We start from the raw sequence: 24,186 nt of genomic DNA, 5'->3' as shown, positions 1-24,186 counted from the left end.
CGTGGGGGCGGGCCCTGCTAGAAGTTGCCCAGGCCGCCGCAGACGTTGAGCGCCTGCGAGGTGATGGAGGCGGCGGTGTCCGAGGCCAGGTAGCCGACCAGGCCGGCGACTTCCTCCGGGCTGGAGTAGCGGCCGAGCGGGATCTTCGACTGGAACTTCTCGAGGATGGCGTCCTCGGAGGTGTCGTAGGCGGCCGCGTAGCCCTGGCGGACCTTCTGGGCCATCGGGGTCTCGACGTATCCGGGGCAGACCGCGTTGACGGTGATGCCGGTGGGGGCCAGCTCGTTGCCCAGCGCCTTGGTGAAGCCGACGACGCCGTGCTTGGAGGCGGAGTACGGGGCGCCGAGGACGACGCCCTGCTTGCCCGCGGTGGAGGCGATGTTGATGATCCGGCCGCGGTCCTTGTGCCGCATGCCGCCGGTGGTGAGGACGGCGCGGGTGACGCGGAAGACGCTGTTGAGATTCGTCTCGATGACGTCCTGCCACAGCTCGTCGGCGATGTCGGCGGTCGGTCCGCCGCCGGACCGGCCGGCGTTGTTGACCACGACGTCGATGGTGCCGAAGCGGTCGACGGCGGCCTGGACGAAGGCGTCCACCGAGGCGGTGTCGCGGACGTCGAGGACCGCGCCGTCCACGTCCAGGCCCTCGGCCTGGAGCTCCTTGACGGTGGCGGCGATGTTGTCGGCGTTGCGGGCGCCGATGAACACCTTGTGGTTCTGCGAGGCGAGCAGGCGCGCCGAGGCGAGGCCGATGCCGCTGGTCGCGCCGGTGACGACGGCGACCTTGGGGGTGGAGTGCTGGGTCATGTCCGGATCCCTTCAGGCGGCCGTGGCCGGAGCGAGCTGCATGTTGACGACGTCTATGAAGGTCCGCGGCGTGTGGGCGTCGTTGACGGCCTCCTCGTCGAGGGAGATGCCGCACTCGCGCTCGATGAGGCTGCCCGCCTCCAGCAGAGCGAGGGACTCGTAGCCGAGCACGTCGAACTCGGTGTCGAGGATGTCGCCGTCCAGGTCGACGCCCTCGGCCACGCCCGCGGCCTCCTTCAGGATGCGCTTGAGGTCGTCGAGGGTGAACGCCTTGGTGGCCATGGTGGAAGTCCCTTTCATCGAGATGCTGCGTGGGTGGTGGCGTACGTGCGGACGACGCCGCCCTACTCGGCGGCGCGCACGACCATGGCGGAGTTGAACCCGCCACTGCCGCGGGCCAGGACCAGCGCGGTGCGCACCGGTGCCGGGCGCGGCTGGCCCAGGACCAGGTCGAGCTGGTAGTCCGGGCACGGGTCGACGTGCACGGTGGGCGGGATGACCCCGTCTCGGATGGCGAAGAACGCGGCGGCCAGGTCGAGCGGGGCCGCGCCCGAGTACAGGCGTCCGGTCATCGTCTTGGGCACGGTCACCGGGACGGCCCGGACTCCGAAGACGGCGCTGATCGCCTCGGCCTCGATGCGGTCCAGCGTGGGGTCACCGGCGCCGTCGGCGAAGACGACGTCGATGTCGCCCGCGTCGACGCCCGCGTCGGCGAGGGCGAGCTGGATGGCCTTGCGCAGGCCCGGCTCGCGGCCGCTGCCGGGCCTGGGGTCCATCGTCGAGCCGTGGCCGGCGATCTCGCCGTAGATGCGGGCTCCGCGGGCGCGCGCCGCGTCGGCGTCCTCGGTGATGAGGATCGCGCCGCCCTCGCCGGGCACGAAGCCGCGGGCGTCGCGGTCGAAGGGCAGGTAGGCGCGGGCGGGCTCGTCGCTGGTGGACAGCTTGCCGGTGGACAGCTGGGCCACCCAGCCCCACGGGCAGATGGAGGCGTCGACGGCTCCGGTGACGATGAGCGCGGTGCCCTTGCGGATCTGGCGGCGGGCGTGGGCGACGGCGTCGAGGCCGCCGGCTCCCTCGCTGACCACGACGCCGGCCGGGCCCTTCATGCCGTTGCGGATCGAGATCTGGCCGCTGTTGACGGCGTAGAACCAGGCGAAGGACTGGTACGCCGAGACGTACTGGCTGCCCCGGCCCCACAGGTTCTGCAGCTCGCCCTGCCCGAACTCGAAGCCGCCCGCGGCCGAGGCCGTGATGACGCCCATGTCGAACTCGGACATCGCCTCGGGGTCGACGCCCGCGTCCTGCAGCGCCCAGTCCGTGGCCACCAGCGCGAGCCGGGTGACCCGGTCGGTCTGCGGCAGGATGCGCGAGGGCAGGTGGTCCTCGGCGACGAAGCCGGGGACCTCACCCGCCAGGCGGGCGGGGTAACTCGACGGGTCGAAGCGGGTGATCCGGCCGATGCCGCTCTTTCCGCCCAGAGTCGCCGACCAGTAGTCCTCGGCGCCCAGCCCGTTGGGCGAGGCGATGCCGAGGCCGGTGACCACCACCGACGTCATACGAGGCTCCTATCGGGGCTGGCCAGCACCATGGCGCTCTGGAAGCCGCCGAATCCGCTGCCGACCGTGAGGACCGCGTCGACCAGCTGGTCGCGCGCGGTAACCGGGACGTAGTCGAGGTCGCACTCGGGGTCGGGCGTCGTCAGGTTGGCCGTGGGGGGTACGACGTCGTACTCCATGGCCAGGGCGGACGCGGCGATCTCGATGGAGCCGATCGCGCCGAGCGAGTGCCCGACCATCGACTTGATGGAGCTGACCGGCGTCCGGTAGGCGTGGTCGCCGAGGCTGCGCTTGAAGGCGGCCGTCTCGTGCCGGTCGTTCTGCTTGGTGCCCGAGCCGTGCGCGTTGATGTAGTCGATCGCATCGGGGTTCATGCGGGCCTCGCCGAGGGCGATGTTGATGGCCTCGGACATCTCCAGGCCATCGGGGCGCAGGCCCGTCATGTGGTACGCGTTGGAGCGCGTGGCGTAGCCGGCGATCTCGGCGTAGATGTGCGCGCCGCGCTTCTTGGCGCTCTCCAGCTCCTCCAGCACGAAGAACGCGGTGCCCTCGCCCAGCACGAACCCGTTGCGGGTGCCGTCGAAGGGACGCGAGGCGCGCTGCGGATCGTCGTGGCGGGGGGTGGTGGCCTTGATGGCGTCGAAGCAGGCCATGGTGATCGGGGAGATCGGGGCGTCCGAGGAGCCGGCGATCACCACGTCCGCCGAGCCCTCGCGGACCAGCTCGACGGCGTAGCCGACCGAGTCGAGGCCGGAGGTGCAGCCGGTGGAGACCACGGTGGAGGGGCCTTCGGCGCCCACGGCCCAGGCGACCTCGGAGGCGAAGGAGCTCGGCACCATGTGGTTGTAGAGGTGCGGGACCGCGTAGGTGTGGTCGACCAGGTCGAGCCGGCCGCCGTCGCTGACGACCCGGTACTCCTCGTCGAGGCCCATCGTGGCACCGACCGCGGAGCCCACGGTGACGCCGATGCGGTGCGGGTCCAGCCCGCCCAGCTCGATGCCGCTGTCGGCGACCGCGCCGCGCGCGGCGACCACCGCGAACTGCGCGGCCCGGTCCAGGCGGCGCACCTCCTGCGGGTTCAGCCCGTGCGCGTACGGATCGAAGTCGATCTCGGCGGCCACCCGGGAACGGAAGGGCGCGGGGTCGAAGAAGGTGATCCCCCGGGTGGCGGTGCGGCCCTCGCTCAGCAGGTTCCAGAACTTCTCCTTGCCGACACCACCGGGGGCGATCACCTCGATTCCGGTGATGACGACGCGTCGGCGGGTCACGCGGACGCCTCCCAGTTGTAGAAGCGTGCGGCCATCGCGTCGGCCGGTGAGCGCCAGGTCTTGGGGTCGTAGGCCTCGATGAAGGGCTTGAGGTCCTCGCTGATCCCGACGAAGCGCGGGTCGCTCTTCGCCTGCTCGATCAGCTCGCCTCCGTTGTCCTCGTCGAAGTCCTGGAGGTGGAAGTACAGGCCCCGGTACGAGAACAACTGGCGGCGCCGCGTTCCCATGCGCTGGGGCATGTCCGTCGCGTCGAATTCGGAGAACAGTTTTGCCACATCGGCGGACGAGGCTGCTGCCATCCGGGCGACAATCAACGTGCTGTGCATACGGTTTGGCTCCTCAGCGTGTGCGCGGGAGAGCGCGGTGCGGGCGCGGCCTGCATGGCCTGAATTCGCTACCGACTCGACGGTCCCGCCTGGCGATAGCGCGCCGCACGGGGGATTCTCGAATTCCGCCGGAGCGGGTGCGCCGCGCGCCTTCTCATGGATGGGGGCACGTACACGGGACGCCCGGCTCCCCGAGCGGGGTGCCGGGCGTCCGGGGCATTACGGTCCCGTCGTGCCGTGGGGAGCGCGACGATTCACTCGCTGGCGGAGCGGGAGTGCACCACGGTGTACGTGTTGATGTACGGGTCACCGGCGGAGACGGCGGAGACCCGGTTCTGGGCCTTCTCGCGCGCGGCGGACTGCTGCTCGGAGGCCTGGTCGCGGTAGGCCTCGTAGGACTCCTTGCTGTCCCACTGCGCGTAGGAGACGACGAACTTGCCGTCCAGGCCGCGGGCGCGCAGGCCCTTGAGGACCACGTGCGAGCGGAAGCCGGGGATCTCGGCCAGGAACTCCTGGCCCTTGCCGAGGGCGTCGATGGCCTCGTCCTGGCCGTCGTCGGTCACGGAGAAGACGCCGAGGACGGTGTAGTCGTCGCGGTGCGGGCCGATCTCGACCTTGCCGGCGAGGGCGTCCGAGGTCACCGTGTAGGCGACCTCGTTCTGGAGCAGCTTGATCGAGGTGGTGATCTCGCCGAAGACGGGGAGGGTGCGGTGCTTGAACTCCTCGCCCTCGTAGCGCCGCTCCAGGTCCTCGCCGCTGCGCCACTGGATGAAGTTGCAGGTGCCCAGGCTGTCGACACCCGCGTGCACGGTGCTGTTCATCCAGCCCTCGTACGTCGCCGCGTCGACGATCTTCGTCATCTCCTCGACCAGGCGGTCCTGATTCTCAGGCGCGTCGGTGGTGAAGAGGTTGAGGACCGTCAGGTGCTTGTCCTCGAGGGAGATGAAGGCCATTTTTGTTCGCTTCCTGTGGAGAGTACGGACGGAGCGGGACGGAACGGCGCTCAGTTGGCGGGGCCGAACCAGCGCGTGAGTGCGTCGGTGAAGCCTTCGGGGCCGGCGCCCGCGGGCGCGAGCCAGGCGACGTAGCCGTCGGGGCGGACGAGGATGCCGTCCACCGGGGCGTCGCATTCGGGCTGGTCGGCGCGGACCACTTCGACGCGGTCGGCCCAGCCGGCGGCCGCCTCGCGCAGGCCGTGGTCGCCGCCGATCTCGAGGAGCACGGCGCGTCCGGCGTTCAGCAGCGCGAAGACGGAGGTCTTCTCGCCGTCGACGACGAGCTCCCGGTCGGGCAGGCGCCGGCCGAGCAGCGGGTGGTCGCCCGCGCCGACGTCGTGGCGGATGTCGAGGCCGGTGACCATGCCGACGAGGTGGCGGCGGACCGATTCGTGGTTGTTGACCAGCTCGGCGAAGACCTCGCGCATCGGGGTGATGTCCTCGCCGCCGAGGTAGAGGATGCGCTGGGCGAGCGTGTTGGTCAGGATCCGGGCACCGACCGGGTGCCGCTCGGCGTGGTAGGTGTCGAGCAGGCCCTCGGGCGCCCGGCCCTGGATGTCCAGGGCGAGCTTCCAGCCGAGGTTCACCGCGTCCTGGACGCCGGCGCTCATACCCTGCGCGCCGATGGGCAGGTGGATGTGCGCGGCGTCACCGGCGAGGAAGACCCTGCCGCGCCGGTACTCGGCGGCCTGGCGGCTGTTGTCGGTGGTGGAGCTGACCCACAGCGGCGTGGCCCCGCTGATGTCCTCGCCCGTCAGGCGCTGCCAGGATGCGACCACCTCGTCGAAGGTGATCGCCCCGGGGCCCTTGCGCAGCGGCTCGGCGCTGTCGAAGTAGATGACGCGGCTGCGGTCCGGGCCCATGGGGATGACCATCACCATGCCGCCGGGGACGCGCTCGCCGCTGAAGCGCGGGCGCAGCTGTACGCCGGCCACGTCCGCGAAGCGCAGCTCGAGGGTCGGCTCGGTGCCGGGGAAGTCGATGCCGGCGAGCTTGCGCACGATGCTGCGGGCGCCGTCGCAGCCCACCACGTGGCGGGCGCGCAGGGTGAGGCCGCCGTCCGGGCCGAGCGCGGTGACCGTCACGCCCTCGTCGTCCTGGACCAGGCCGGTGACCTCGACGCCGCGGCGGATCTCGGCGCCCAGTTCGCGCGCCCAGCCGCCGAGGACTCCCTCGGTACGGGCCTGCGGGATGCCGCGGGCGCCGTACGAGCCGCCTTCGATCACCTGGTAGTCGAGCGGGACGCCGCCGAAGTGGCCGAACGGAATGACGCCGACCTCTCCGAATCGGGCGATCAGGCCGCGCTGGGCGAATTCCTCGATGGTCCGGGCAGAAAAGCCGAGCGCCCGGGATTCCTTGATCGGCTCGGCCAGTTTGTCAAGGACTATCACCGAGACTCCATTGAGCCTCAATTCGCCCGCGAGCATGAGTCCGGTCGGACCGGCTCCCACAACAATGGCATCTACATCAAAGGTGCTCATCCCGCCTCTTCCCACTGGTGTTCGGCCAGTATCGAGAGGGCTCGGGCGGGGCGTAAAGAGAGATTGATACAGACCTTCGACAATCAATGACAGAAGAGCGTCGGCAATGTCAGATCTTTGTCAGGCGGGATTGCCCGGACGGGCCGGGACAGGCGCATTCTCAAGGATGACCTCCACCGAAATCCTCGAAGAATCCGGCACCGCAAGCCTTCTTGTGGCGGGCCTTTTGAACCGCTATCTGGTCTCCCTCGACGACGAAGAGCTCGACGACGCCTGGGCGGCGGAGCTGTTCGCCCCGGACGCGGTGGTGGCCTTCCCGCCGATGAGCCGGCACGAGGGCACCGCGGGCATGGCCGAGTTCCACCGCAAGGCCCTGTCGGCCTTCGCCGCCACCCAGCACCTGGGCTCCCCGGCCGTGGTCGTCCTGGACGGGGACCGGGCCACCCTGCGCGCCAACCTGATCTCCACGCAGGTGCACCACCCGCGCCACGTCCCGCCGCAGGGCGTGCTCGCGCGGCTGTTCACCACCGGCACCTTCGTCGACGGCGAGGCCCTGCGCACCCCCGCCGGGTGGCGGCTGACCCTGCTGTCCTTCCGCCTGCTGTGGGCGGACGGCACTCCCCCGCCGGCCGCGTAGGCGCGCGCGGTACGGGTGAGCGCGCGGCGCAGCCGGGAAGGTTGCCGCCGCGCGCTCGGGTGCCGGGGCCGCTGTGGTGCCCGGGCATCGCTCAGGTGTTGAGGGTCAGCACCCGGTCGACCTCGATCTCGATGACCACCCGGCCGGGCGGGTTCGGCGGCGCCGACCAGTACCGCCTGGCGTACCGCTTGACTCCCTCGGCCACCCGCCCGGGCTCGCGCACCACCGTGCCGGCGCCTTCCAGCGTGACCCAGGCGAAGCCCTGCACCTGGCAGATCGCCACCCGGCCGCCGGGCCCGGTCAGCAGGTTGCGCGCCTTGCGCGAGGAGGCGACGGTCAGGACCCGGACCAGGCCGGCCGTCCCGTCCCAGGTGAACCGTACGGGCGCCGTGTGCAGGGTCCCGTCGGGCCTGACGGTGGTGAGCACGCCCACGTGCTCGGGGTCGTTGAGGAACGCCTCGACCGAGGACGAGACCTGCGGTGCGCCGGCGCGCTGCTTCGACAGCGACATCGGGTGACTCCTTCTTCTTTCTCTGGGGCGTGAGCGGGGGCGGGCCGGCGGCCGGGGCCGGAGCCGCGCTATCCGCCGGGTCGGGTTCCGCTCGGAACCGGCTGGTTTCCGCCATGGGTCACCCGGGGGGCCGGGCAGGCGGGGCGGCCGACGGCCGGATCCGCACCGCGTACGGCGAGCCAGACCACACGGCGCAGCCGCGCGACGCGCGTGGCCAGGTGAGCGGAGAGGTGGGTGGAGAGCGGAGTGGAGACAGGGCCGGCAAGCCGGTCGACCGGTGGGTTCCCGTACGGCACGGTGTTAGTCGATGCCGCGGACGATGGTGAACTCCTCGTGGAACTCCGCGTCGTCCTCGTCCGCTCCGGCCAGCCGCAGCGGCGGCGCTACCCCCACCGGGCCCAGGCCGAAGAAGTACATCTCGACCTCGCGGAAATCTTGCCTGATGTCGTAGGTGAACATGGGCGGCTCCTTCACGGTGAGTCGCCCCACGGTGTCAAGACCCGCTGGCGATCCGCTCGACGCCGGGTCGATCGCCGATCGAGTGAAGGCGGAGCCGGGCCGCCCGCTGGGCGGCCGAGCCGCGCCGCTGGGCGATCCGCGGCGGCTCGTCCCCTTCGAGGACGGCGAGCACCTGGGCGAGCGTCGTCTCGGCGCTGGTGGCGGGCAGTTCGCGCAGCAGCCGCGCGCAGTGGCCCACCAGGCGGCCCGCATCGGCTCCGGACATCCGGGACCGGTCGTGCGCCGCGGTCAGCGTCAGCGAGCCGTCGGGGCCGCGGTGCGTGAGCAGGGCCACGGGGAAGGCGGTGTGCGCGCCGCTCGCGTACAGCGGCTCGATCCGCACGCCGTGCTCGGCCAGCCCGGCGCGCAGCTCCCGCGGCGGGCGCGGCACGCTCCCGACGGCGACCAGGCTCGCCAGCAGCGGCCCGCCGCCCGCGGCCCGGCCGGTCCACTCGTGGATCTGCCCGGCGGAGACCCACTCGTAGGCCGCCATGTCCAGCGCGCGATCGCGCAGCGCCGTCAGCAGCCGGCCCAGCCGGTGCGCCGGATCGACCTGGACGGACATCGGCAGGCAGTTGCGCATCGGCGCGGGCAGCCGCTCGACGGCCTCCAGGGCGATGCCGCGCCCCGAAACGGTGACGCCGAATCCGACCTGCGCGGGGCCGCTACGGCCCGCGCCGCGGTACAGCAGCAGCGCCCAGACCGCCTGCAGCGCACTGGAATCGGGGACCGCCAGGGCCGCGGCCCAGCGGTGGAGCCGCTCGGCCTCCTGGGCCGACAGGCGCGCCTCGGCGCGGCCGCAGCCGCTCTCCAGGGTGTCCGGGCCGGGCACGGCGGGCAGCACGGCGGGCGCGCCCTCGGGTACCGTCCGGGTCCAGAAGTCCCGTGCCGGGCCCGGGTCCTGGTGCTCCAGCCAGCCCGCCCAGTCGCGGATGTCGGGCCGCCGCTCCCCTCCGGGGAGCGCGCCGCCGGCCAGGTAGGCCCGGTAGAACTCGTCCAGGAGGACGAACACGCTCCAGTCGTCGAGCAGTGCGTGGTGGAAGGTGAGCAGCACGCGCGTGGCGGGCGCGGCGGACGCCGGGTCGTCGACCAGGGTGACCCGCAGCGGTCCGGGGCCGCGCAGGTCGAAGCCGCGCAGCCGGTCGCGTTCCACCAGCTCGTCCCAGTCCACGCCGCCGGCCCGGTGGCGTACGACTTCGGCGGCGGCCCGGTCGTGCAGGACCACGCGCGGCCACGGCTCCCAGTCGACGGCGGCGCGCAGCACCGTCTCCCGGTCAGTGACGGACTGCCAGGCCGCGGTGAACCGCTCGGTGTCCAGCGGTCCGCACCAGCGCCAGGACAGCTGCTCGACGTGGCGGCCGGTGCCGCGGTGCTCCAGTGAGTCCAGCAGCAGGTCGTGCTGCCACCAGGTCAGCGGCAGGGCGGAGTCCGCCTGGCGGCCGCCTCGTCCCCGGCCCTTGCGCGGGCGGCTCTGCCTGGCCATGCGGTCGCCCTCCTCCGGTCCAGCTCATCCCGTACGGGGCCCGGAACGCCGGAGGACCCGGGGAGCGGGGCGCCCGAGGGCGCGGTACTCCCGGGCCCACCGTGGAGCAACCCGCTGCCGGGGACCTGTCGGTGCGCTGACGCGGCTCGAAGTCCGCCACAGAACGCCTCAAGGCCCGGACCCGGGCCCAGGTCAGCTCGCGCTCTGGTTCATGGCCGACAGGAACCCCTGGTCGAGCATGGTCCCCACCGACGTGTCGTTCGCGGTGGACAGCCCCGCGTCGTGGCAGGCCGTGCTCAGCAGGTAGCGGCCCATCACCGGGTGCGTGGCGAAGCCCCACTCACCCCGGGTCGCCGCGCTGCCGTCCGGGGCGTGCAGCCGTGCGCCCCTCGAGCCGGACTCCTGGAAGCCGAACTCCTTGAAGCCCAGCCGCAGTCCCTGCCCGAGCGCCTTGCTGTAGGCCTCCTTGAGGGTCCACAGCTTCAGCGCGTACGGGACCCGCTCCGCCTCCGGCAACCCGGCGATCTCCGTCATCTCCGCCGGGGTCAGGATCTGCGCCTCCAGCAGTTCCAGCCGTACGTTGCGGTTGGCCGGCTCCACGTCCACCCCGATCCGGCCCGTGCGGCTCAGCCCGACGGCCATCAGGTCGCCGGTGTGGGACAGGCTCAGCTCGATCTGGTCGAAGCCGCGCAGATAGGGGCGCCCGCCCAGCCGGTAGGCGAGGTCGAGGTACTCCGGCGGGATGCCGAGCGCCGCCGCCGCCGTGTACTTGATGAGCAGCCGGGCGGCCGCGAAGCGGTAGCGCACGGTGGCGTCGGTGGTACGCCGGTAGCGGTCCCAGTCCGGCCCGAGCAGTTCGCGCAGCCGGGGTGTGGTCAGCACGCTGGGCAGCCATTCGCTCCAGGTCGTGTGGACCACCGCGTTGCCGAGCCCGGTCAGGTTCTCCTTCACCCCGTGCCACGGACCGTGCGGCCGCGGCACACGAAGGGGGGCGGCGCATCTCACCTGGTCCATCGTCGTCTCCTGCGTGTAGTGCCGTCCGTCCCGGTCCCGCGGGGCGGACGGCGATCTGGCCGGGGCGTTCGTCCACCGCCCCGACACCTCTGCGGTGCCGTGACCGGAAGGCGGGCGGGCCACGGCCCGTCGTCACGTTCCCGTCGTCGCCCGAAGGGCCGCAGGGCAGGCGGGAAGGTGACGAGGGGCCCTGGGTCACCGCACGCCTCAGCCCGCCAGCGCGGTCCCGTACAGGTCGAGGCTGCGCCCTTCCCGGCACCGCCCCAGCACCTCACCGAGCACCGAGCCCACCACGCCGTCGGGGAGGTCCGGCACCACGGCCCCCAGCCGCCGTGCGATCCGGCTCAGCGCGAGCACGGCCCAGGCGGGCTCCTCCAGGAACGATCCGCTCCCGGCCTGCCCCTCCCACACGCCGAGCACGGCCGCCGCCGCGAGCACCAGTGCGTAGCGGTCGGCGAGCGCGCAGGCCTGCGCGTCGAATCCGGTGCCGCCGACCGGCGCGCTCAACGCGGCGCACCGCGCCCTGAGCACCCGCAGCTCCGCCACGAACGTCTGCGAGAGTCCCGCCAGCACCGCGTGCGGCGACCCGTCGGCGTACCCGGAGCGCCCCCTCGCGAGCCGGGTCGCCGCGCCGACCAGGGTCGCCGTCAGCAGGTCGTCCGTACCGGAGTGCGCGAGGCGCCGGTGGTCGAACGGGGGCAACGGAGCCCCCGGTTGGAAGAGTCCCGCCGGCGGCTCCGGTGTACGGAACCACGCCGTGCGCGCCAGCGCCGGCAACTGCGGCACCAGCACCGCCTGGCACACGGCCGTCCCCGCGTGTCCGAGACCGGCCACCGGCAGGTCCCGTACGAGCTTCTGGAAGCCGCCGTACAGCGGCCCGCGGTCGTACCCGCGGGCGCCGAGCACGGTCGCCAGCTCCTCCAGGTCCTCACGCAGCAGGTCGGGCATCGTGTACTTGACCGCGGCGGCCAGCAGGTACGCGTCCTCCGGCAGCAGGCTCATCGCCCGCAGCCCGGTGACGGCCATGCTGTCGCAGGCCAGCAGGTCCGCGAAGACCCCGGCGAGCACCTTCTGCCAGCGGCGGGCGGGCAGTCCGTCGGGCCGGTTCTCCACGGCCGCGCGCACGGCCTGGCGCAGCACGCTGTCCACGCCGGCCAGCACCACGCCCGGAATCAGGCAGTGGCTGATCTGGAAGCTGCGCAGCGCCAGCGACACCCCTTCGCCGACCTCGCCGACCAGCGCCTCGGGCTCCGCGGCCACATCGGCGAACTCGAGTCCGGAGAAGTGCGCGCCGCGCATGCCCGGCATCTCGACCCTGCCCAGCCTGCGCACCTCGCCGGAGGCGGGCGGCTCGGGGCCGAGCAGCAGCACGGAGTGGCTGCGCGGTCCGTCCTCGCGCGCGGTGCGCGCGTACATGACGAAGGCCTCGGCCCGGTGGGCGTTGATGACCACGTCCTTGTGCCCGTTGAGCACCCAGCCGCCGTCCGGACGGGGCCTCGCCTCGACCTCGTTGCGCAGGATCGCGTTGGCGTGCGCCACCTCGCGGTGCACGATCGTGACCCGGCCCCCGTTGAGGAGGTGCGCGGCCAGCGCCCGGCGCTGCGGTTCGTCCCCCGCGGTCCACACCGCGCAGGCGGCGAAGAGCGAGGTGATGCCGAATCCGTATCCGAGCGCGAGATCGCGGCGGAACAACGGGCGCAGTACCCGCGTGAGTTCCTCCAGGTCGGTGAGCCGGCCGCCGAGGTCGTACGGGACGAACTCGGCGCCCAGACCCGCCTCGGCGAGGAGCGCCTCGGTGGCCGCCGGCAGCTCCCGGGCCTCGTCGGCGCGCAGCAGCGCCAGGTATCCGTGCGGGTTGTCCGGGTCGAGGGGGTCCCCGAGGGCCGCCTCCAGCCGGGCGGCGCGCTCGGACGCGGCGGGCGCCGCCTCACTTCTGTCCCGTACGGGGGCGTGGGTTTCCCGTACGGGGGCCGTGGTGTCCTGGACCGCGGTCACAGGACGCGAACCGAGTCGATGGCGTACTGCGCGGCGTGGCGCAGTACGGACAGGCCTGCCTGGCCCATCGCCTCGCGCAGGTGCCGGCCGGCGGCCACCGCGTCGGTGCCCTCGCCCAGCACGCTCTCGATGTTCTCCTCGCACAGCAGCACGTTGTGCCGGGCCGTCAGGATCACCCCGGACTCGTCGGGCTCGACCGACCACTCGCCGGTGTGCGCGGTCAGCAGGGGCGAGGTCAGGGTCTGCTTGTAGCAGATGCGCTGGGCGCCCGGGAAACAGATGCGGACCGATTCGGTGCTGTGGGAGCTGCCGTTGAGGGACAGGCTGCCCATGGACATCACCTGCACGCCCGGCTCGTTCTCGACCAGCTCGAGCCGGTTGACGTGCGGGAGTTCGGCGGGCCAGTCCCGCGCCCGGTACAGGAAGTCGAACACCAGCTCGCTGGGGGCGTTGACCCGTACGGTGTCCTCGAAGGACCACACCAGGTCGTCCAGTCGCGTCCAGCGCTCGGCGAGTTCGGCCAGCCGGTCCAGCTGGGCGCGGCTGTTCTCGAGGGTGACCCGCTCGACCCAGGCCACGTCCGCCGGAACGTCCCCGGCGACGGTGAAGGAGTGCTCCAGGGTCACCTTGGCGGCGTGGTCACCCAGCGGGACCACCGTCCACACGCCGCTCATGGACTGCGTGGGCGCGGCGGGCAGGTCGTGGGTGAACTCCACGCGCAGCCGCTCCACGTCCAGGTGCCGGCTGGTCACCCAGGACTTGACGGTCCCGCCCGCGGTGACCCACATCTGCAGCCGTTCCCGCGTCCCGTCGAAGTCGAGCTGCTCGACGTGGACACAGGGCTGGAAGAATAACGGCCACCGGGTGGCGTCCGCGATCAGCCCGTACATCACTCCGGCCGGGGCCGCCGCGATCACTTCGTGGACCGTGCGGTGCACACGCGCATCCGACATCTTCCACACCCTCCTCATTGGTACGCCGGCCGGCTCCGACCGGCGGCGTCCGGGCTGCGGCGCCGCCGTACCCGCGGGGCTTCGACCCCCGCCCGGCACGGTGCCACCACTGCGCCGGTGACCCTCGCACCGGCCCGTCCGCCTGCCGCTGGGGGCCGCCGACAGACGTTGTCGTGCGGCCCTGGGCTGACGGCCGTGCCCACGACACTGTCCGGAACCGCTCGCAGACCGCACGGGCTTGACTGGAGCGCGGCTCCAGCGACCCGCTGCGTCCGCCTCGATCCGAAGGCCCGGCCTCCCCTTTTGGATCTGTGCCCGCTTCGCGCGAGGGTCCGGCCCCCTCCGCTCGAGCCGCCCTCGAGCCGGCCACCGAGACCCTCCGGGCGGAAGGTCGGGCGGGGTGCCTCCCTCACGGACGACGCCTCCGGCGTCAAGGGGCATCCTGTGGACCTCCGCCGCACCGCGCCGGGGCATGCAGCCGGGATCCACCCGTGCTCCGGCCGTCCGCGCCGGCTTCTCGACCACGGGGGCGGATCGTGACCGCACACCCCGCCCACCCGCCGGCCGCCCGCCGGTGGCCGATGGCCGATGGCCGATGGCCGATGGCCGATGGCCGAACGTCCTGGAGGCGATATGCGCGCCCTGCCCCCTTACACGTTCGTGCGCGCCGTGTGGGACGGGCTGATCGTCCTCGGACTGCTGGGCACCGTGGGACGGAGCGGCAGGGACGGCTGCCCGGTCCCCGGCCCGGTGTGGGACGCGCCCCCGCCGGGGCACCCGGACCGGATGCGGCCCGATCTGCCGCTGACCCCGCTCGAGCACCGGCTGCGGCGCGAGCTGAACCGGTCCGCCGGTGCGGACGGACCGGCGTAGGGCCCGTCGTCACAGTCCGGTCGTCACATTCCCGTCGTCACACTGCCGTCGTCGCCCGAAGGGCGGCGGCGTACCGGCGCGGGGTCCCGGCCCCGTCCGCGGTTCGGCGGGCCGGCCGGCCGGCCGGCTCAGGCATCGACCGCCCGCAGCACCGCGGCCGAGTTGAACCCGCCCCACCCGCGCGCCAGCACCAGTACGGTCCGCAGCCCGGGCAGCTCCCGCGCCGCGCCCGTCACCAGATCCAGCGGGCAGTCCGCGGCGATCCGCAGCGTCCCGGTGGTCGGGGGCACCACCTTGTCGCGCAGCGCGAGCGCCGCCGCCGCCAGGTCCAGCGAGGAACCCCCGGCGCCCAGCCGGCCCGTCATCGACTTGGGCGCGGTCACCGGCACCCCGTACGGCCCGAACAGCGCGGCCAGCGCCTCGGCCTCGGCCCGGTCGGCGGCCCGCTCCCCGGCCCCGTCGGCGAACACCACGTCCACCTGGTCCGGGCTCACCCGGGCATCGGCCAGCGCGAGTTCGGCCGCCTCCTTGAGCCGCTCCTCCCCGGGCCCGCCGTCGAAGGTCGCCGCGCATCCGGCCACCACGGCGTACCCGCCGACGCCGCGCGCGGCGGCGGCCTCCGCGTCCTCCAGCACCAGCAGCGCGCCGCCCTCACCGACGACGTGGCCGCAGGCCTCCGCGTCGAAGGGACGGTAGGCCCGCGCCGGATCGGGGTCGGTGCTCAGCCGGCCGTCCGCCAGGTGCGCGGCCCAGCCCCAGGGGCACAGCACCGAGTCGACGCCTCCCGTCACCATGAGGCCCACGCCTTTGCGGATCTCGCGCCGGGCGCGGGCGAGCGTGTCGATCCCGCCCGCCTGCTCGGTGACCACCGTGGAGGCGGGGCCGCGCAGCACGTGCCGGATGGAGATCTCGGCGGTTCCCGCCGCGTGGAACCAGGCGAAGGACTGGTACGCGCTGACGTGCCGGGCACCCTTGCCCCACAGCGCCTCCAGCCCGCGCTGGCCGAACTCGGTGCCGCCCGCGGAGCTGGCCGTCATCACGCCCGCCCGGTGGCCGGGCAGCGCGGCCGGGTCGGCGCCCGAGTCCTCCAGGGCCTCCTTGGCCGCGACCAGGCTCAGGCGGGTGACCCGGTCGGTGGAGGGGAGCAGGCGGCTGGGGATGTGATCCTCGTCGACGAAGCCGGGGATCTCGCCCGCGATCCGCACGGGGTAGCCGGAGGCGTCGAAGCGGGTGATCGGGCCGATGCCGCTGCGGCCCTCCAGCATGGCGCTCCACCAGGCCTCGGTACCCAGCCCGTTGGGCGCGGCCACGCCGATGCCGGTGACCAGCGCCCGGGGCGCGGGCAGGCCGCGCACGCCCCGACCCGCGCCGTTGCCGCTCATGCCGTTGCCGCCGCTCATGCCGTCTCCCGCAGCCGGGGCCGGGTCAGCACGGTGGCGGCGTGAAAGCCGCCGAAGCCGCTGGCGACGCTGAGCACCGTACTGGTGCGCTGCTCGCGGGCGAACAGCGGTGTGTAGTCCAGGTCGCAGGTCGGGTCGGGCTCGTGCAGGTTGGCGGTCGGCGGGACCGTACTGTGCTCGATGGCCAGCACGCTGGCCGCCACGTCCAGGGCCCCGGCGGCGCCGAGCGCGTGTCCGATCATCGATTTGATGGAGCTGACCGGGACGCGCCGGGCGTGGTCGCCCAGTCCCTGCTTGAAGGCGTGCGTCTCGTGCCGGTCGTTCTGCAGGGTGCCGGCCCCGTGCGCGTTGATGTAGTCCACGTCGACCGGGTTCAGCCGCGCCTCGTCGAGGGCCGCCCGGATGGCGTCGGCCATTTCCTGGCCGCCCGGCCGCAGCCCCGTCATGTGGTGCGCACTGCTGTACGAGGCGAAGCCGGACAGCTCGGCGTACGCGTGGGCGCCCCGGCGGCGCGCGTGCTCCAGCTCCTCCAGGATCACCACGGCCGCGCCCTCGCCGAGCACGAAGCCGTCGCGGGTGCGGTCGAAGGGGCGCGAGGCGGTGGCGGGGTCCTCGTTGCGGGGGCTGGTGAGGCGGATGCGGTCGAAGCAGGCCATGGCGATGGGGGAGATCGGCGCCTCCGCCCCGCCCGCGATCATCACGTCGGCGCTGCCCTCGCGGATCAGCTCGGCGGCGTGCCCGATCGCGTCCAGGCCCGAGGTGCAGCCGCTGGAGATCAGGCTGACCGGGCCCTGAGCCCCGCTGTCCCGGGCCACGGCGGCCGCCAGCGAGCTGGGCACGAAGTAGTCGTAGAGGCACTCGGCGGCCCGGGAGTGGTCGACGGTCCAGGTGCTGCCGAAGTCGCTCAACAGCGCGTACTGGGTGGCGAGCCCGGTGGTGCAGCCTGCCGCGTTGCCGAGGCTGACCCCGGTGCGCAGCCGGTTCCCTGCGGCCAGTACGGAGTGCAGGCCGCTGTCGGCCACCGCCTCGCGGGCGCTGACCAGCGCGAACTGGGCGGCCCGGTCCAGGCGTTCGGTGTCGGCGAGGGTGAAGCCGTGCGCGGCGGGATCGAAGTCGACCTCGGCGGCGACCCGCGAGCGGTAGCTGGCGGCGTCGAAGAGGGTGACGCCCCGGGTGGCGGTACGGCCCGAGGTCAGCAGGGCCCAGAAGTTGGCGGTGCCGACGGCTCCGGGGGCCACCACGCCGACCCCCGTGATGACCACGCGCTTCACCGCACACCCCCCGCGCCGGCGCTGGCGCTCGCCGCCGCCTCGTACTCGCGGCAGGCCTCGCCGACCAGGGCCGGCAGCACGTCCCCGCCCGCGAAGAAGTGGTCGCCGCCGACGGTGCGTACGGTGATCGGCCCGGTGGTCCACTGCCGCCACTCCTCGAGGGCGGCGGGCACGGCGAGCGGATCGTCACTGCCCGCGAAGACGAGCAGGGGCAGGTCCACGGATCCCCCGGTGACGGGGTCCAGGGCCGCCTGGCGCAGTGCTCGGGCCAGGCGCAGGTCGTCGCGCAGGACGGGCAGCACGCTGCGGTGCCACAGTCCGCCGGGGTGGGCGGCGGCTCCCTTGGGCAGCGAGCCGAGGTCGCCCAGGAGGGGCAGCAGCAGCTCGTCGGGGTGTTCCGCCGCGGCCACCAGGGCGGCGCTGGCGTGCGGCGGCAGGCAGGCGCCCACCGCGAGGAACAGCGGCGCCGGCACCCCGGCGTCCGCGAGCGCCCGGGTGAGCGTGTACGCCACCAGGGCGCCCAGGCTGTGGCCGTACAGCGCGTACGGTCCGGACCGGGCCGCCTCCAGCAGTGGGGGCAGCAGGTCCGCCAGGAGGTCTGCGCGCTCGGTGACGCGCGGCTCGCGCCGCCGGCCGTCACGGCCCGGCAGCACCAGCGCCGCGACGTCCACTCCCGGTCCGGCCGCGACGGGCCAGCGACGGTAGCTGGCCACCCCCGCGCCCGCGTGGGCAAGGCAGTGGAGCCGTACCCGCCGCCCCACCGCCCCCTCTACCGCCGTCAGCGAAGCCATCGGTCGCCCTCCTCCGGGAAGCTGTGCGGGGCACGTTCGTCGTTCGGCGCCGCCGCGGCCCGAGCGTCACCCGTGTGCCTTGAGTGGTACTCGATTCAGGCTGCGTACAGATCGAAGGTCGAGCTGCGCCGCGGCCCGCAGGCCACGTCCAGACGCGGGTCGACGGCGAGCATCGCCTGGTGCAGCCGCTGGAGTTGCGGCGAGGGCTCCACGCCGAGCTCGTCGATCAGCCGCTGGCGCATCCGGCGGTAGACGTCGAGCGCGGAGGCCTGCCGGCCCGACCGGTAGAGCGCGACCATCGCCTGCGAGTGCAGCCCCTCGTGCTGGGGGTGGCGGGCGATCAGGTCGGTGAGTTCGGCGATGAGTTCGATGTGCCGGCCCAGCCTCAGGTCGGCGTCGATGCGGCGCTCGCGGGCCACCAGCCGGCTCTCCTCCAGCCGCATCACCTCGATGTCGAGGATCGGTCCGACGCGCACGTCCACCAGCGCGGGCCCCTCCCACAGGTCCAGTGCGGCGCGCAGACATTTGGCCAACCGGTCGTCCTCGCCGTCCTCGAACGCCTGCTGTCCTTCCGCCACCAGGCGCTCGTACGTGCGCACGTCGACCGCTTCGGGCGGGACCTGGAGCAGGTAGCCGCCGTACCGGGTGGCGAGCACGTCCTTGGCCGAGCCGGGCGCGTCCGGGCCCATGGCGGTGCCCAGTCTGCGACGCAGCTGGAGGATGTAGGTCTGAAGCGTGGTCAGCGCGCTCTGCGGCAGGTGGGTGCCCCAGATCTCTTCCATCAGGGTGGGCACGGGCACCACCCTGCCCGGGTAGAGCGCGAGCAGCGCCAGGATCTGGCGCGGCTTGCCCGCAGTCGGGACGACCGATATACCGTTGACTTCGACATTCAACGGACCCAGGACCTTGATCTTCATGATTCCCCTCCGCGCCTTGCCGGCCGACGTCGGCAACAAGCCGGTGTTCGAGTTTTTCGATACTGTCGCCTTCTGGCCCTTCTTGTCTTTGCCGTCGACGGCGGACGAGGGGCACCATATCCTTCCCCGACCGTGTCCTATGCAGGAATTGAGTGCGTCTTGAGCGCTCTTCCAATACAGCGGCCGCCGGCCCTGCGCACAGGCGGCCGGCATCGCACCGACAATGCCTCGTCACCACCGACGACGTGTCGCGTAAAGGTCCATATCGCCCGACCGAGTTCTCTTTCGGCGCTCTAGGCGGCGCTGCTAGGTTTCCGGCCATGGCAACGGATTCGACGGAGCGCAGCGCCGACCCGCTCACCCGCGGGTTGCTGAACCGAATCGCCCGGGACCAGGCCGCGGGCCCGCCCGGACTGCAGGGCCTGCCCGATCCGACGGTCATGCTGCGGCTGTTGAGCGCCTGGCACCGGCGCGGCGTGCAGGTGGGCTTTCCGGACCTGAGCGGCGACCAGCCGTGAACCGGCGAGGCACCTGAATCCCCCTCGAGGAATACTCCACGAATCCCCGTGTACGGCCGATGAATCCTCCACCGGTACCGGGAAGCGCCTAGGATCTGATAAGGAAGGAAGGATCCGCGGCCATTTCCGAGTGAATGCCGAGTACGGATCTGCGGCCGCGTACGTGCCGGCTCTCCCCGTGCGAGGATGAGATGGAGTTTCGGATCCTGGGTCCCGTCCAGGTCTTGGGCGAGCGCGCCGATATGTTGATCACACCGGCCGGCGCCAAGCAGCGCGCCCTTTTGGGGACGCTCGCCGTGAAGGCCGGCCAGGTCGTTTCCGCGGACCGGCTCGTCGACGAATTGTGGGGCGAACATCCGCCCGCCAACGCCGCCAATGCCCTCCAGACCCATATCGCCCGGCTGCGCCGGCTGCTGCCCGTCCCCGCACCCGGTTCCGGTTCCGGTCCTGGTTCCGGCGGGAGCCACCACGAGTGGCTGGTGACCCGCCCGCCGGGCTACGTCCTGTGCCTGGGCCGGGCCGGCACCGACGCCCAGCGCTTCCACCACCTCACAGCCCGGGGCCGCTCGCTGGCCGCCACCGACCCGGCCCGTTCGGCCGGGGTCCTGCGCGAGGCGCTGGCGCTGTGGCGCGGCCCCGCCCTGGAGGGCGCGGGCCGCGGCACCATCTGCTCGACCGAGGCATCGCTGCTGGAGGAGAGCCGGCTGATCACCCTGGAGACGCTGTACGACGCCTGCCTGCGGGCCGGCGGGGCCGGGGAGGTCGCCGGCGAGCTGGCGGAGCTGACGGCCTCTCACCCGCTGCGCGAACGCTTCTACGAGCTGCTCATAACCGCGCTGTTCCAGGGCGGGCGCCAGGCCGAGGCGCTGGGCGTCTACGACCGGGCGCGACGCCGGCTCGCGCAGGACCTCGGAGTGGAGCCGGGGCCCGTACTGCGCGGGCACATGGAGTCGATCCGCCACCGGCAGGACCCGGCACCCCTGGAGGCCGGAGGAACGGAAGGGGCGGCGGGCATGCACCCGCTGCGTGCCGAGGTGGCCCGGCTGCGCCACCAGGTCGAGGTCCTGAGCCGGCAGCAGCGGGAACTGACCGACCGCTTCGAGCGGCTGGCCGCGGACCGTGCGGCGAGCCGCTGACGGCCCCTCCGGCGCCCCGTACACACCACTGAAGCCCTTCTCCCCGACCCTCGGACGAGGGCCCTGGAGAAGGGCTTCAGTGGTCGCGGCGCCGGCTGCCGCGGGGCCCGGGCGGTCAGGTCGTCCGCGCCACGAGCCGCCCGCCGCCGGATCCCGCCGGAGCGGTCGCCGGGAGAGGCGCCTTGGGCGGGGCCGCGCTCTCGGGGTGCGCCACCAGGATGGAGCGCTGCAGCCTGCTCAACGCGGCCGAGGGCTCGAGGCCCAGCTCGGAGACGAGCGTGGCGCGCAGCCGCTGGTAGACGTTGAGCGCCTCGCCGCGTCGGCCCGAGCGGTGCAGCGCGAGCATGAACTGACCGTGCAGGCTTTCGTGCAGGCGGTACTGCTTGACCAGGACGGTCAGCTCCGACAGCAGCTCGCGGTGGCGGCCCAGGCGCAGATCCGCCTCGATGCGCTGGTCGAGCGCGCACAGGCGCAGCTCCTCCAGACGCCTGACCTCCGTCTCGATGCGGCTTCCGGCCTGTACGTCGGTGAGCGCGGGCCCGGTCCACAGCGAGAGCGCGTCCGCCAGCCGGCGTGCCGCGCCCTGGTAGTCGTCGGCGTCCATCGCCCGGTAGCCGGCACCGGCCCTGCGCTCGAACTCCCGGTAGTCGACGCTTCCGCCACGGGTCTCCAGGCGGTAGCCGCCGGGGAGGGTGGCCAGGATGTCCTTCGGAGTGCAGCGCTCGTTCTCGCCGTACGCCAGTGCCACGCTGATGAGCTCACGCAGTTGCAGGACGTACGTCTGCAACGTGGTGCGCGCACTGCGCGGCGGGTTCTTCTCCCACAACTCCTCGATCAGGGTGGCCACGGAGACCACCTGGTCGGCGTGGAGCGCGAGCAGGGACAGAACCTGTCGCGGCTTGGGTGCCGTCGGCGTGATCGACACCCCGTTCTCATGAACAGACAGCGCACCAAGCACTTCGATGTCCACGTTCTCCCCAAATGTAGCCTGGAGGCCGGTTCGCGGCCTGCGCGTTTTTTTTCCGCGTTTCCCGCTGCCGGGGCCCGGGTGCACAGACAACCGGACCCCTTGATAACAAAACAGCGCAGTCGGTTTGTCAATCCCAGACGCCCATCTAGAGGGTCCGACCGTCTATTTTCAGCCACTCTTTGGCTTCACGACCACCCCAGCCGCTCCGTCCGGACGCCAATTGCCCCCTGCCCAAAGCGAGTCGGCGCACCGATCCACCCGAACACCGGGGAACGAGGGTCGCGGCGAGATGACCGAAACCGCACCCGGCCGGCGCACGCAAACGGCCCCGGCCTCCTCGCGAAGACGCGAGGAGGCCGGGGCCGCCTGCCGTACCTGCCCTTAGCTGCTCTCACCTGCAGAAATGCGGTGCATGGGCAGCCGGGGCCAAGATTTCACTATGCGAATAAAAACAGACCACCCGGTCTCTCCTAGTCGCCGAATGATCCTTCCGGTTCCAAGGCCGCGAGGCGGTCCCCTGCCGCCAGCGCAGGCAGCAGCAGCTCCCAGAACCGGGCGATCGTGTGCGGCGCGAGCCAGACCTGCTCCCGGGAGCCGAGCACTTCGAAGCCCGCGGTCGCGGCCACCACCGCTATCACGGCGTCCTCCGGCGCCACTCCCGGCCGCAGCTCCCCCGCCTTCTCGGCCTCCGCCACGGCCTCCTCGACCCAGCGCCGCCAGTGCTCACGCAGGCCGTCCGGCGTGCCGCGGGCCGCGTCGCCGCACAGCCCGAACCCCGCCCGCAGCACCACGTCCCCGCGCAGCCCCAGGGCGAGCCCGTGGGTCGCGTCGACCAGGTACTGGAGCCGGCCGGCCCCCTCCCGCGACGCCACCCCGGCGATGATCCGCAACCGGTCCAGCGCAGCGCTCTCCACGGCCTCGGCCAGGGCGGCCTTGCTGGCGAAGTGGAAGTGCAGTGCTCCGCTGCTCACCCCGGCCTGTGAGCTGATCATGGCGAGGGACGCCACCGTGAAGCCCTCGCGGTCGAAGATCTCGGCCGCGGACCTGATCAGGCTCTCCCGCGTACGCACCGCACGTTGCTGCTTGGCCATCGATTGCTCCGTTACTGCGGGGGATTTCCGTGTTTGCGGGAGGGCAGGTCCGCGTGTTTGCTGCGGAGCATCGCCAGCGAGCTGATGAGGACCTCGCGGGTCTGGGCCGGGTCGATGACGTCGTCGACGAGGCCGCGCTCGGCCGCGTAGTACGGGTGCATCAGCTCGGCCTTGTACTCCTTGACCATCCGCTCGCGCATGGCCTCGGGGTCCTCGGCGTCGGCGATCTGTCTGCGGAAGATGACGTTGGCCGCGCCCTCGGCGCCCATCACCGCGATCTCGTTGGTGGGCCAGGCGTAGGTGAGGTCGGCGCCGATGGACTGGGAGTCCATGACGATGTACGCGCCGCCGTAGGCCTTGCGCAGGATCAGCGAGATCCGCGGAACGGTCGCGTTGCAGTACGCGTACAGCAGCTTCGCGCCGTGGCGGATGATCCCGCCGTGCTCCTGGTCGACACCCGGCAAGAAGCCCGGCACGTCCAGCAACGTGATGATCGGGATGTTGAAGGCGTCGCACATCTGGACGAAGCGCGCCGCCTTCTCCGAGGCCTCGATGTCGAGCACGCCGGCCAGCGACTGCGGCTGATTGGCCACCAGGGCGACCACCTGGCCGCCCAGCCGTCCCAGGGCACAGATGATGTTGCGCGCCCAGCGCTCGTGGACCTCCAGGTAGTCGCCGTCGTCGACGAGCTCCTCGATCACCTTGGCCATGTCGTACGGGCGGTTGCCATCGGCCGGAACCAGGTCCAGCAGCACCTCGGTGCGCCGGGTCTGGGGATCCGTGCACGGCACGCACGGCGGGTACTCGCGGTTGTTCTGCGGAAGCATGGAGAGCAGGTAGCGGACCTCGGCGATGCAGGTCTCCTCGTCGTCGTACGCGAAGTGCGCCACGCCCGAGGTGCCGGCGTGCACGTCCGCGCCGCCGAGGCCGTTCTGGGTGATCTCCTCACCGGTCACCGCACGGACCACGTCCGGACCGGTGATGAACATCTGCGAGGTCTCCCGGACCATGAACACGAAGTCCGTCAACGCCGGCGAGTACGCCGCGCCGCCCGCGCACGGCCCCAGCATCACCGAGATCTGCGGGATGACACCCGAAGCCTTCGTATTGCGCTGGAAGATCCCGCCGTACCCGGCCAGCGCCGAGACACCCTCCTGGATACGAGCGCCCGCACCGTCGTTGAGGGAGACCAGCGGGGCACCCGCCGAGATGGCCATGTCCATGATCTTGTGGATCTTCGTCGCGTGAGCCTCACCCAGCGCCCCGCCGAAAATCCGGAAATCGTGCGCGTACACGAAGACCGTACGGCCCTCGACCGTGCCCCACCCGGTGATGACACCATCGGTGTACGGGCGCTTGTCCTCCAGGCCGAAACCGGTCGCCCGGTGCCGGCGCAGCTGCTCGACCTCGCTGAACGAGCCCTCGTCGAGCAGCAACGCGATCCGCTCACGCGCGGTCAGCTTGCCCTTGGCATGCTGCGCCTCGGTCGCCCTTTCGCTCGGTCCGGCGAGCGCCTGCGCACGGACCGCATGCAGTTCGGCCACACGCCCGTAAGCGTCCGCCGTCTCCGCAGAGGCCCGAGGAATGTCATTCACAACGGTCACGACACGTCCCTCCCAGGGTGCGGCCCGATCGACGATCCCATCGTAACAAACCGCCTTAGCGGTTTCTGTAACGAGAGTATGGCGGGCACACG

At 72.4% G+C, this 24,186-nt stretch carries 24 protein-coding genes; 4 read left to right on the top strand and 20 right to left on the bottom strand.

Features of this window, described 5'->3' with window-relative positions:
* Positions 1 to 17: 17 nt before the first annotated feature.
* From fabG to OG247_RS42935, 7 genes are all read right to left on the bottom strand, one after another.
* Positions 18 to 806, bottom strand: coding sequence for a 3-oxoacyl-ACP reductase FabG (gene fabG, locus OG247_RS42965; protein ID WP_327257941.1), 789 nt, complete (start codon positions 804 to 806; stop codon positions 18 to 20).
* 12 nt (positions 807 to 818) lie between these two features.
* Positions 819 to 1,088, bottom strand: a complete 270-nt coding sequence (locus OG247_RS42960; protein ID WP_326783021.1) for an acyl carrier protein — start codon at positions 1,086 to 1,088, stop codon at positions 819 to 821.
* A 62-nt stretch (positions 1,089 to 1,150) separates the two neighbouring features.
* Positions 1,151 to 2,362, bottom strand: a complete 1,212-nt coding sequence (locus OG247_RS42955) for a ketosynthase chain-length factor (protein ID WP_327257940.1) — start codon at positions 2,360 to 2,362, stop codon at positions 1,151 to 1,153.
* Positions 2,359 to 3,630 carry a beta-ketoacyl-[acyl-carrier-protein] synthase family protein gene (locus OG247_RS42950; RefSeq protein ID WP_327257939.1) on the bottom strand — a complete coding sequence of 424 codons (1,272 nt, stop codon included), beginning with the start codon at positions 3,628 to 3,630 and terminating at the stop codon, positions 2,359 to 2,361. The genes OG247_RS42955 and OG247_RS42950 overlap by 4 nt, the downstream gene beginning before the upstream one ends.
* Positions 3,627 to 3,956, bottom strand: a complete 330-nt coding sequence (locus OG247_RS42945) for a TcmI family type II polyketide cyclase (RefSeq protein ID WP_327257938.1) — start codon at positions 3,954 to 3,956, stop codon at positions 3,627 to 3,629. The genes OG247_RS42950 and OG247_RS42945 overlap by 4 nt, the downstream gene beginning before the upstream one ends.
* Before the next feature lie 254 nt (positions 3,957 to 4,210).
* Positions 4,211 to 4,909 (bottom strand): antibiotic biosynthesis monooxygenase family protein, encoded by a 699-nt coding sequence (locus OG247_RS42940; RefSeq protein ID WP_327257937.1) that lies wholly within the window; start codon positions 4,907 to 4,909, stop codon positions 4,211 to 4,213.
* 50 nt (positions 4,910 to 4,959) lie between these two features.
* On the bottom strand, positions 4,960 to 6,432 hold the full coding sequence (locus OG247_RS42935; protein WP_327257936.1) for an FAD-dependent monooxygenase: 1,473 nt from the start codon (positions 6,430 to 6,432) through the stop codon (positions 4,960 to 4,962).
* Positions 6,433 to 6,598: 166 nt separating this feature from the next.
* On the opposite strand from OG247_RS42935, the gene OG247_RS42930 reads away from it, so the two are divergent.
* Positions 6,599 to 7,069: a nuclear transport factor 2 family protein gene (locus tag OG247_RS42930; protein ID WP_327257935.1), complete on the top strand. Its 471-nt coding sequence runs from the start codon at positions 6,599 to 6,601 to the stop codon at positions 7,067 to 7,069.
* A 91-nt stretch (positions 7,070 to 7,160) separates the two neighbouring features.
* On the opposite strand, the gene OG247_RS42925 is transcribed toward OG247_RS42930, so the two are convergent.
* From OG247_RS42925 to OG247_RS42900, 6 genes are all read right to left on the bottom strand, one after another.
* The gene (locus OG247_RS42925; RefSeq protein ID WP_327257934.1) at positions 7,161 to 7,580 is read right to left on the bottom strand and encodes a pyridoxamine 5'-phosphate oxidase family protein; all 420 of its coding nucleotides are present in this window, start codon (positions 7,578 to 7,580) and stop codon (positions 7,161 to 7,163) included.
* 300 nt (positions 7,581 to 7,880) lie between these two features.
* Positions 7,881 to 8,039 (bottom strand): hypothetical protein, encoded by a 159-nt coding sequence (locus OG247_RS42920; RefSeq protein ID WP_327257933.1) that lies wholly within the window; start codon positions 8,037 to 8,039, stop codon positions 7,881 to 7,883.
* 34 nt (positions 8,040 to 8,073) lie between these two features.
* Positions 8,074 to 9,561 carry a condensation domain-containing protein gene (locus OG247_RS42915; RefSeq protein ID WP_327257932.1) on the bottom strand — a complete coding sequence of 496 codons (1,488 nt, stop codon included), beginning with the start codon at positions 9,559 to 9,561 and terminating at the stop codon, positions 8,074 to 8,076.
* Positions 9,562 to 9,753: 192 nt separating this feature from the next.
* Complete coding sequence (locus OG247_RS42910) at positions 9,754 to 10,575, bottom strand: 4'-phosphopantetheinyl transferase family protein (protein ID WP_327257931.1); 822 nt, start codon at positions 10,573 to 10,575, stop codon at positions 9,754 to 9,756.
* Positions 10,576 to 10,782: 207 nt separating this feature from the next.
* Positions 10,783 to 12,570 carry an acyl-CoA dehydrogenase gene (locus OG247_RS42905; RefSeq protein ID WP_327257930.1) on the bottom strand — a complete coding sequence of 596 codons (1,788 nt, stop codon included), beginning with the start codon at positions 12,568 to 12,570 and terminating at the stop codon, positions 10,783 to 10,785.
* The gene (locus tag OG247_RS42900) at positions 12,567 to 13,523 is read right to left on the bottom strand and encodes an aromatase/cyclase (RefSeq protein WP_327257929.1); all 957 of its coding nucleotides are present in this window, start codon (positions 13,521 to 13,523) and stop codon (positions 12,567 to 12,569) included. The genes OG247_RS42905 and OG247_RS42900 overlap by 4 nt, the downstream gene beginning before the upstream one ends.
* 633 nt (positions 13,524 to 14,156) lie before the next feature.
* On the opposite strand from OG247_RS42900, the gene OG247_RS42895 reads away from it, so the two are divergent.
* Entirely contained in the window at positions 14,157 to 14,396 is a 240-nt protein-coding gene (locus OG247_RS42895; RefSeq protein WP_327257928.1) for a DUF6059 family protein, read from the top strand.
* A 128-nt stretch (positions 14,397 to 14,524) separates the two neighbouring features.
* Here OG247_RS42895 and OG247_RS42890 read toward each other — a convergent pair whose 3' ends face one another.
* From OG247_RS42890 to OG247_RS42875, 4 genes are all read right to left on the bottom strand, one after another.
* Complete coding sequence (locus tag OG247_RS42890) at positions 14,525 to 15,778, bottom strand: ketosynthase chain-length factor (RefSeq protein ID WP_327258061.1); 1,254 nt, start codon at positions 15,776 to 15,778, stop codon at positions 14,525 to 14,527.
* A 14-nt stretch (positions 15,779 to 15,792) separates the two neighbouring features.
* Positions 15,793 to 17,067, bottom strand: a complete 1,275-nt coding sequence (locus OG247_RS42885; RefSeq protein WP_327257927.1) for a beta-ketoacyl-[acyl-carrier-protein] synthase family protein — start codon at positions 17,065 to 17,067, stop codon at positions 15,793 to 15,795.
* On the bottom strand, positions 17,064 to 17,858 hold the full coding sequence (locus OG247_RS42880; protein WP_327257926.1) for a thioesterase II family protein: 795 nt from the start codon (positions 17,856 to 17,858) through the stop codon (positions 17,064 to 17,066). The genes OG247_RS42885 and OG247_RS42880 overlap by 4 nt, the downstream gene beginning before the upstream one ends.
* Positions 17,859 to 17,953: 95 nt before the next feature.
* Positions 17,954 to 18,775, bottom strand: coding sequence for an AfsR/SARP family transcriptional regulator (locus OG247_RS42875; RefSeq protein WP_327257925.1), 822 nt, complete (start codon positions 18,773 to 18,775; stop codon positions 17,954 to 17,956).
* 320 nt (positions 18,776 to 19,095) lie between these two features.
* Here OG247_RS42875 and OG247_RS42870 point away from each other — a divergent pair, with 320 nt between their 5' ends.
* Positions 19,096 to 19,293 (top strand): hypothetical protein, encoded by a 198-nt coding sequence (locus OG247_RS42870; RefSeq protein ID WP_327257924.1) that lies wholly within the window; start codon positions 19,096 to 19,098, stop codon positions 19,291 to 19,293.
* A gap of 242 nt (positions 19,294 to 19,535) precedes the next feature.
* Positions 19,536 to 20,429 (top strand): AfsR/SARP family transcriptional regulator, encoded by an 894-nt coding sequence (locus OG247_RS42865; protein ID WP_327257923.1) that lies wholly within the window; start codon positions 19,536 to 19,538, stop codon positions 20,427 to 20,429.
* Between the two features lie 115 nt (positions 20,430 to 20,544).
* On the opposite strand, the gene OG247_RS42860 is transcribed toward OG247_RS42865, so the two are convergent.
* The 3 genes from OG247_RS42860 to OG247_RS42850 form a co-directional block, all read right to left on the bottom strand.
* Positions 20,545 to 21,399, bottom strand: coding sequence for an AfsR/SARP family transcriptional regulator (locus OG247_RS42860; protein WP_327257922.1), 855 nt, complete (start codon positions 21,397 to 21,399; stop codon positions 20,545 to 20,547).
* A 470-nt stretch (positions 21,400 to 21,869) separates the two neighbouring features.
* Complete coding sequence (locus OG247_RS42855) at positions 21,870 to 22,490, bottom strand: ScbR family autoregulator-binding transcription factor (RefSeq protein WP_327257921.1); 621 nt, start codon at positions 22,488 to 22,490, stop codon at positions 21,870 to 21,872.
* A gap of 11 nt (positions 22,491 to 22,501) precedes the next feature.
* Positions 22,502 to 24,094 (bottom strand): acyl-CoA carboxylase subunit beta, encoded by a 1,593-nt coding sequence (locus tag OG247_RS42850; RefSeq protein ID WP_327257920.1) that lies wholly within the window; start codon positions 24,092 to 24,094, stop codon positions 22,502 to 22,504.
* Positions 24,095 to 24,186: the final 92 nt, after the last annotated feature.

Origin of the sequence: Streptomyces sp. NBC_01244 (assembly GCF_035987325.1) — a bacterium.
Taxonomy (GTDB): Bacteria; Actinomycetota; Actinomycetes; order Streptomycetales; family Streptomycetaceae; genus Streptomyces.
The sequence above is the reverse complement of the archived record's forward strand: the minus strand, read 5'-3'. Positions and strand labels throughout refer to the sequence as shown.

Coding starts and splice junctions, on each gene's coding strand:
- OG247_RS42890 (WP_327258061.1), bottom strand. CDS start 15,778: ATGAGCGGCAACGGCGCGGGTCGGGGCGTGCGCGGCCTGCCCGCGCCC.
- OG247_RS42920 (WP_327257933.1), bottom strand. CDS start 8,039: ATGTTCACCTACGACATCAGGCAAGATTTCCGCGAGGTCGAGATGTAC.
- OG247_RS42940 (WP_327257937.1), bottom strand. CDS start 4,909: ATGGCCTTCATCTCCCTCGAGGACAAGCACCTGACGGTCCTCAACCTC.
- OG247_RS42945 (WP_327257938.1), bottom strand. CDS start 3,956: ATGCACAGCACGTTGATTGTCGCCCGGATGGCAGCAGCCTCGTCCGCC.
- OG247_RS42855 (WP_327257921.1), bottom strand. CDS start 22,490: ATGGCCAAGCAGCAACGTGCGGTGCGTACGCGGGAGAGCCTGATCAGG.
- OG247_RS42915 (WP_327257932.1), bottom strand. CDS start 9,561: ATGGCCAGGCAGAGCCGCCCGCGCAAGGGCCGGGGACGAGGCGGCCGC.
- OG247_RS42960 (WP_326783021.1), bottom strand. CDS start 1,088: ATGGCCACCAAGGCGTTCACCCTCGACGACCTCAAGCGCATCCTGAAG.
- OG247_RS42865 (WP_327257923.1), top strand. CDS start 19,536: ATGTTGATCACACCGGCCGGCGCCAAGCAGCGCGCCCTTTTGGGGACG.
- OG247_RS42925 (WP_327257934.1), bottom strand. CDS start 7,580: ATGTCGCTGTCGAAGCAGCGCGCCGGCGCACCGCAGGTCTCGTCCTCG.
- OG247_RS42880 (WP_327257926.1), bottom strand. CDS start 17,858: ATGGCTTCGCTGACGGCGGTAGAGGGGGCGGTGGGGCGGCGGGTACGG.
- OG247_RS42870 (WP_327257924.1), top strand. CDS start 19,096: ATGGCAACGGATTCGACGGAGCGCAGCGCCGACCCGCTCACCCGCGGG.
- OG247_RS42900 (WP_327257929.1), bottom strand. CDS start 13,523: ATGTCGGATGCGCGTGTGCACCGCACGGTCCACGAAGTGATCGCGGCG.
- fabG (WP_327257941.1), bottom strand. CDS start 806: ATGACCCAGCACTCCACCCCCAAGGTCGCCGTCGTCACCGGCGCGACC.
- OG247_RS42935 (WP_327257936.1), bottom strand. CDS start 6,432: ATGAGCACCTTTGATGTAGATGCCATTGTTGTGGGAGCCGGTCCGACC.
- OG247_RS42910 (WP_327257931.1), bottom strand. CDS start 10,575: ATGGACCAGGTGAGATGCGCCGCCCCCCTTCGTGTGCCGCGGCCGCAC.
- OG247_RS42955 (WP_327257940.1), bottom strand. CDS start 2,362: ATGACGTCGGTGGTGGTCACCGGCCTCGGCATCGCCTCGCCCAACGGG.
- OG247_RS42930 (WP_327257935.1), top strand. CDS start 6,599: ATGACCTCCACCGAAATCCTCGAAGAATCCGGCACCGCAAGCCTTCTT.
- OG247_RS42895 (WP_327257928.1), top strand. CDS start 14,157: ATGCGCGCCCTGCCCCCTTACACGTTCGTGCGCGCCGTGTGGGACGGG.
- OG247_RS42875 (WP_327257925.1), bottom strand. CDS start 18,775: ATGAAGATCAAGGTCCTGGGTCCGTTGAATGTCGAAGTCAACGGTATA.